Here is a 2,885-nt window from a genome sequence, read left to right on the forward strand (position 1 = left end):
ATTCGGCCCCTTCGGGGCCAGGGCGCCGTCCGGTCATGAGAATCCGAAAAGACGCTCGCGCATGTTCTTGCTCACAGTGTATCGGCGGGTGTTAAGATGAGGTAGTGATGGTTACTGGCTGCTACAGCAACGTGGATCTGAGCAGGATACCCCTCCTGAGCCTTGCCCAGGATGCCCACCATGGCGCGTTACGGACCATATCCCCAAGATATATGACCTGAAAGTCATCTCGACGCAGATCAAAGGGGAGAGAGTATGGGTGAATCTCACGTTCCATGCGCAAGACGACGCCTCCGACCTCGATCTGGCCCGGGGGAGTCCCAGACGAGGGTCGATCGCTTCAGTGATTCGATGCCGCCAGTCGACGTATGCTTCAACAGCGACTTTTAATGCCGCGACGGTGGAGGACATGGGTAATGCATTGGCTGTGTATGCTAGTGTACCCACAACTCTGAGCAGCAAAGATGGACTCTGTGATCTCGAGATCAGTGTATTCGGTGGATGTCAAGGTAGTTGTCGCCTCAACGTGTTACTTGTGTCGGTCTCGCCAGGGGGCGGTCTCAGTGCGCAGAGCTGGGCGGCCTGACCACCGGCAGCAACCGATCCGAACACTGGTACATCCGGTACCTGCCTCGTGCCGTTGAGCGTCCTCAGGGCTCAGAGTTCTGGGTAAGGTGGTTCTAGCTTTCATGGGACGGCCTCGATGAAGGTTGGCGCTCTACGCTGCGGCTGGGAGATCCTCCCGCGAGGACTTCTTCTCAGGGTTGAGATAGACCGTCTCGATCGGTTGCCAGTTGCGAGTCGCACCCGACCATCGCCGAGGGTTGCGCCGCCGAGCTCGTTCGTAGACGCGCTGACGCTGCTTCAGGATCTCTTCTTCCCGACCGCTATGCCGATCTTCCGGTGTCACAAAGCGAATCGCGCTATGGCGGTGCTCGGTGTTGTACCAGCGCACGAAGCCCTCGATCCAGAGGCTGGCTTCCTCGAGGGAAGCGAAGGGACGAGACGGGTACTCGGGCCGGTACTTCAGGGTGCGAAACAGCGCTTCGGAGAAGGGGTTGTCGTCACTGACTCGCGGCCGGCTGAAGGAGGCGACGACGCCCAGACTCTGGAGGGTAGCCAGCATGGTGGAGCCCTTCATTGGACCGCCATTGTCGGAGTGCAGAACGACGCCCTCTGGGTCCAGACCGTGACGACAGCAGGTCTGCTCAAAGAGCTCTGCCTCACGCTCGTTGCACTCCTCGCTATGGACCCTGGCGCCCATGATCTTGCGACTCCAGACGTCCAGAATCAGGTAAAGGTAAAAGAACTCTCCACGCACCGGAGAGCGCAAATAGGTGATGTCCCAGCTGAAGACTTGGCACGGGCCGGTGGCGACGTGCTCTTTGGGACGCCAGGTGACGGCAGGTCGCGAGCGCTGGCGGTGGGTCAGCAGCTTTTCTTCGCGAAGGATGCGGTACATCGTGGCTTCCGACGCCACATAGATGCCCTCATCGGCTAACCGGGGCACGATCTGGTTCGGCGACAGATCACAGTACTCGGGCGAGTTGACGATCTCGAGCACGTGCTGACGATCGGCCGCAGAGAGCTTGTTGGGGGGCTCGCTCTTCGGGCCATGTCGGCAATCCTCACCACCGCCTCGCTGTTGCCAGCGTTGGATCGTTCGCACCGCCAGGCCTAGCGTCTCGCAGGCTGGCTCGAGCCGGGCGCCACAGCGCACGGCTTCGTCGATCAACTCGAGGATCACTTGCCTCTCCTGCGCGTCGTGGCGGCGTCCTCGGCCCCCCAGATCGCCTGGACTTTTTTTTTCAGCACCAGCAGCGCCGCGGTCTCCGCCAGGGCCGCATCCTTGCGCCGGAGCTCCTTCTCCAACTCGCGGACACGGCGACCTTCAGGCGTCTTGCTCGACGTCCTACGATGCGGCAGCTTCGCCTCCAGGCCCTTGAGCATCTCCCCACGCCATTGCTCCAAGTCCTTACGATACAGGCCCTTACGGCGCAGGATAGGGCCGAGATCTTCCTCCGACAACGACGCCGCCTCGAACACGGCTTCCAACTTCTGTGCGGCGCTCCATGACCGCGACGCCTGGTCTCGCTTCGTCATGTCTTGAACTCTAGCGGCTTGCCGCAGCCAGCGCGACAGCGTGCTCTGGTGCACGCCCACGTCCTGCGCCAAGGCGTGGGCACTCGGCCCATCGGGCGAGGCCATCTTGCGCACCATCTTCGACTTGAACGCCTCGGAGTACTTCATCGGTGACCTCCGAGGCCATGCAGCTCGAAGAACTCCTCGCGGATCTGCTCTTCGGTGACCTGCGCCACCTGCAGCAAGCTCGCTACAGCTTCGGCGAGATAGTCCGCCTTGACCATCTCCACGATGCCGCACAGCTCCGCCGCCACCGTCCGCGGCACTCGGTTCTCTCGCATCTTGCCGACATCGCCGGGCAAGCTCAGGGATTGAAGGATCTCGAACAGTCGGTGATCGAGCCGATGTAGCTCGAACGCTACTTCCAGCACAGCCCGTTGCGGCGAACGGGGCGGGTCCAGCACCTCGAGTAAGGCTTCCAGAATTCGGATCAGGTAAGGTCTCATCAGGTCGTTGCTCCTGCCCCCAGATCATTCGTGAGTCTGGAGGCGACAACTACCCTGACACAGGGGTCCTTGCCGACGCAATAGGCGGACATGGCTCGCGCTGCACGTGTCCCGCGGCCCCAGACACCGACAGCGGCCACCGCGTAGGCCCCAAGATTGGCATGTGAGAAGAGTAGTGCGACGACAGCCGAAACTTAGGAAAGCCTGGCGACGACTATAGTAATGTCGTCCTGCATCGGCTCGCCATCGCGGTGGCGAGCGAGCGAGCGATGTAGCTCCGCTTGGATCTCGGTTGGC

General features: G+C 61.5%; 2 protein-coding genes. Both read right to left on the reverse strand.

Translation table 11 applies throughout. From position 1 onward, the window contains the following. Window positions 1-718: 718 nt before the first annotated feature. Window positions 719-2,250, reverse strand: a protein-coding gene (locus GY769_25000) for an IS3 family transposase (GenBank protein MCP4205182.1) whose coding sequence is annotated in 2 segments (ribosomal slippage) — window positions 719-1,800 and window positions 1,800-2,250 — 1,533 coding nt in all. Because the reading frame shifts where the segments join, the coding sequence is not laid out codon by codon here. Further along, window positions 2,247-2,588 (reverse strand): hypothetical protein, encoded by a 342-nt coding sequence (locus GY769_25005; protein MCP4205183.1) that lies wholly within the window; start codon window positions 2,586-2,588, stop codon window positions 2,247-2,249. Before GY769_25005 ends, GY769_25000 begins: the two co-directional genes overlap by 4 nt. Window positions 2,589-2,885 lie beyond the last annotated feature (297 nt).

The sequence above is a fragment of the bacterium genome, assembly GCA_024224155.1.
Lineage (GTDB): Bacteria > Acidobacteriota > Thermoanaerobaculia > Multivoradales > JAHEKO01 > CALZIK01.